Consider the following 3,557-nt stretch of genomic DNA (forward strand, 5'->3'; position numbering starts at 1 on the left):
GCATAGTCAGCTTTATAGCTAATTTCTTTTAGCGCCAAGACGCGGTTTTCAAATGGTGAAGAAGAATAATCTATTCCATTAAACTCAAGCACATCGAATACATATAAGCCAATATCCCCCATATCTTCGCAATCAATTAGTAAATCCTTTTCGTTGGCTAACGTAATTACGTCGCTGGCAAAGTTGTTGTTTAACTGCACAATGCAACCGCGCTTGTTGTATGCCTCAATTTGACCACTTGATACTCTGACGACTCTGCGTTCACCGTCCGCTTTTATTTGGCAGAAATAGGTCTCTAGCCATTCATCATTTATGATGAAAGAGGCACGCTCAGGGGTAACAGCATTTAGCAGTTGAGGGAAAAACACTGGCGCCTGATTTTCAATATTATTTGTAGAACTATTTAAAACTTCAGTATCAATCGAAGCCAGGCCAAAATCGGTGTCTCTTGCACTATCAGATGGCGAGTCTGATATTTCGACATCTGACGGAGTGAGAGCTTTTGTATCGCGCTGAACAAACGTTTTTGTATTGTCGCTGGTGGATTCAACCACATACCCTTTTTTTATCTTTGAGGCGATCAATCTGTCAGCTATTTTCATTGCTTCATTGAGAGGTATAGGTGATTCGTTTTTCCTACCTGTTACTAGGCTACTCCCAATGCGGCCGTGTGAGTAATGAACGATTACCCCGCTTTCTTCTGCTTCTAATGAAATGTTGTACTCTTTAAAACTTCTTCCAACTGTATTTGTAAGGCGAGTCGTATAAATAGGCATCATGTTTCTCCAATGGTTTGCCCATTTATAGTCTCTCCAAATGCTTCTTGCGCCACTTTACTGATGCTCTCATAAAGCTAACGCGATTAAGAACCAAGGTTTCATAGAATAACTTTACCTTCGACATCAGACGTAACGTCGTCATGAATAAACTAAACGCGAACCGGGAAGAAATACTTATATATGACGACGTCATTTACTTAGTGAGCTTTAAAAATAAGCACCATATCTGATGACGTAAGAATAGTTGTCGCTCCCTCATAAACTACTTCTCTTATTAATTACGGACAAAAAAAGCACAGCGCAATGACTGTGCTTCTATTTCGACGCAACAAAGAGAGTTAGGAAGTATGTTGCTTTAGTAGGTCTGAGACGAGCAATTGTAAGTCATCTTCGAAAACACGAGTATATACCTTGCCTTTGAAGGTGACCTCATAGCGCACACCATTAAACATATGCATACTTTCATCATACTTTGGGCTTTCTGGGTAGTTTTCCTTGGCGACGACCAATACAACGTCTAGACGTTCTCCTGAATCTACGCACCTCCATGAAGTCCCTTTTTTTCCTAAATGTTCCCGTCACAGGCATGGATTTAATAAACTGTTCTGGTGATACGTCTAGAGTGTCTGTTGACATGGTTATTCCTCTGATGACTTTGTCTAAAAAAGACCCGGTAGTAAACAAGCTATCTATCGGGCCTGAAGTGCCAGCGTTTCAAGCGTAAGGCTTAATGAGAATTCCCACTGGCGTCCAAGAACTCGGGAGAGTCCAAGAAAATCAAAGCTTGGCTTTGCTGATTAAGAACCTCTTCGCTAAGTTTGATGTGTGCTAATTTCACCCCTTTTTGATTAACTGCGATCAGTTGAGGTAAAGATTCACTGTCATAATTAGCGACAAAAACATCCCGAACGGTTTGCTGTTGTTTTAACAATCCCACCATAGAAACAATCGCATCTCTGTGAGTATCCACAAAACTGACCAAAGATGGCGTTTCGCGGTAAATTGAAACCTGCTCCATAAATCACTCCAGTTGATATCAAATTCATACACAAAGCGATGACTGCTTTGTATGATTAAGATATCCCTACTTTTCCATGCTGCTACTTTGTAGTTCGGGAAATGTTTTTCGAAACCTGATTAATGTATTGGAATGTATAATGGTTCAGTGATAGATGACGCCGTAAATAACAATGGCATTACAGAGCGCTTACGTAAGAATTTACGACATAAAAAAAAGACGCCACTAGAGCGTCTAAGCATAGAGGAAACCTACCTCTCGGTAGGAAATGAGGCAACATGTTAAAATAAACCTCACACCTCTGTTATAGACTAAAGTTTAATCACTTTCTAGTAATAAAGAATTTTTGTGGAATACCTAAAAAAAAGCCTCCAGTGGACGGAGGCAAAAGGCACTTAGAGTAGGTTGGGTTCTAAGCGATTACAGGGAGTAGTGTATTAAGTCTAATTTTGATTGCGAGGTGGTACATTACCACCTTGATTACCATGCTGGTTGTACCCGCCCATGTTAGGATTATGACCGCCACCTTGATTACCATTCTGGTTGTACCCGCCCATGTTAGGATTATGGTCGCCAGCTTGATAACCATGCTGGTTGTACCCGCCCATATTAGGATTATGACCGCCACCTTGGTTATATCCGCCTGTGTTATACTCATGGCTTCCACTTTGGTTAGGACGTTGATTGTAGCCTTTATTGTTTCGTTGACCTTGATTATTTTGTCCGTCTCTCGCCTGTTGGCGTAGCTGTTTTACTGAATCTGCGTCAATGTGCCATTCGACATCAGTTGCTTCCATTTTAGTAGCTTTACGTTCTTCACCGGTATTTCTATCTTTCCATTTTTCTTCCACCAACTTGCCTGTGAAAATAATGAAGTCACCTTTGTTTAGGCCGTTTATTTTTTTCAGCACGTTGGATTTTAAGGTAATGGGATGGAAATAGACGCGGTCTACCCATCCACCTCCTTGTCCATTAGCGTCAGCTTTTTTGAAGTAACCATCATCTACAGCAATTACACACGAACCATACGACCCGTGTTGGCCGGTTCTTATATCAACGTTTGCTACGTTACCGCCTAAACGTAATTCATTAACCTTTTGTGGAATTTTCATCATTACACCTCATTCACATTATCAAATCAGTTCAAAGTAAAATAGAAACATCAGTTGAGGATTTATCATCACAAGCAACTTCAAACTTCTGAGTCCATTACACATCTGTTTTAAATACCCGCTACTTTTTAGAACAAGAATTAGCGAAGGCGTCAGGTGTAAAGGTGCTCCCTTTTGTAATGTGTATTAGTTATGGCGTAATAGGCTGAATGAGTTAAAAAGAGGGCCATTTAGGATGTATCAGATAGTGACGGCGTAAAAATAACCTTCATGCGCGAATAAGCAGCACAGACCACCTGCTTATCAATTACAAACTTGCTAAGTACTTATTAAAAAGTACAATTATTGTGTTTAGGCACAAATAAAAGAAAATCTACCCATATCAAGATTTCTCATTTGCTGACAGAGGTTTATGCTCAAAAATGAAAGAGCATAAAAGGACATACCGATAAGCACGATGAGTTCAACGTGCTTATGGTCATGGTTGGCGCATTATTGAATGAATTAGGCTCTAATCGCAGTGAGCGGGGTTGATTGATGAAAACGGTACTGACTCATTTTGTACGTTTTGCCATCTTCTACATCTCTTACTCGCCAACCTTGTGCTCCTATGTTTTCCACCAGCTGATATTCTCGGTTGTTATAGAT

General features: G+C 40.3%; 4 protein-coding genes. 1 reads left to right on the forward strand and 3 read right to left on the reverse strand.

The features are described 5' to 3' along the window. The coding region (locus BIZ39_RS20760; RefSeq protein ID WP_187447959.1) for a WGR domain-containing protein at positions 1 to 779 on the reverse strand (779 nt) is incomplete at its 3' end. Positions 780 to 1,326: 547 nt separating this feature from the next. On the opposite strand from BIZ39_RS20760, the gene BIZ39_RS20765 reads away from it, so the two are divergent. Next, positions 1,327 to 1,503: a hypothetical protein gene (locus tag BIZ39_RS20765; protein ID WP_187447960.1), complete on the forward strand. Its 177-nt coding sequence runs from the start codon at positions 1,327 to 1,329 to the stop codon at positions 1,501 to 1,503. A 3-nt stretch (positions 1,504 to 1,506) separates the two neighbouring features. Here the strand turns inward: BIZ39_RS20765 and BIZ39_RS20770 are convergent, their stop codons facing one another. Both BIZ39_RS20770 and BIZ39_RS20775 read right to left on the reverse strand, forming a co-directional pair. Further along, positions 1,507 to 1,797 carry a hypothetical protein gene (locus BIZ39_RS20770; protein WP_187447961.1) on the reverse strand — a complete coding sequence of 97 codons (291 nt, stop codon included), beginning with the start codon at positions 1,795 to 1,797 and terminating at the stop codon, positions 1,507 to 1,509. 443 nt (positions 1,798 to 2,240) lie between these two features. Then, on the reverse strand, positions 2,241 to 2,912 hold the full coding sequence (locus BIZ39_RS20775) for a single-stranded DNA-binding protein (RefSeq protein WP_187447962.1): 672 nt from the start codon (positions 2,910 to 2,912) through the stop codon (positions 2,241 to 2,243). Positions 2,913 to 3,557 lie beyond the last annotated feature (645 nt).

The organism is Alteromonas sp. BZK5 (assembly GCF_014349115.1).
GTDB classification, from domain to species: Bacteria; Pseudomonadota; Gammaproteobacteria; order Enterobacterales; family Alteromonadaceae; genus Alteromonas; species Alteromonas macleodii.

Excerpts from the sequence above, each read along its gene's own strand:
- BIZ39_RS20770 (WP_187447961.1), bottom strand. The coding sequence starts at position 1,797 with ATGGAGCAGGTTTCAATTTACCGCGAAACGCCATCTTTGGTCAGTTTT.
- BIZ39_RS20765 (WP_187447960.1), top strand. The coding sequence starts at position 1,327 with ATGAAGTCCCTTTTTTTCCTAAATGTTCCCGTCACAGGCATGGATTTA.
- BIZ39_RS20775 (WP_187447962.1), bottom strand. The coding sequence starts at position 2,912 with ATGATGAAAATTCCACAAAAGGTTAATGAATTACGTTTAGGCGGTAAC.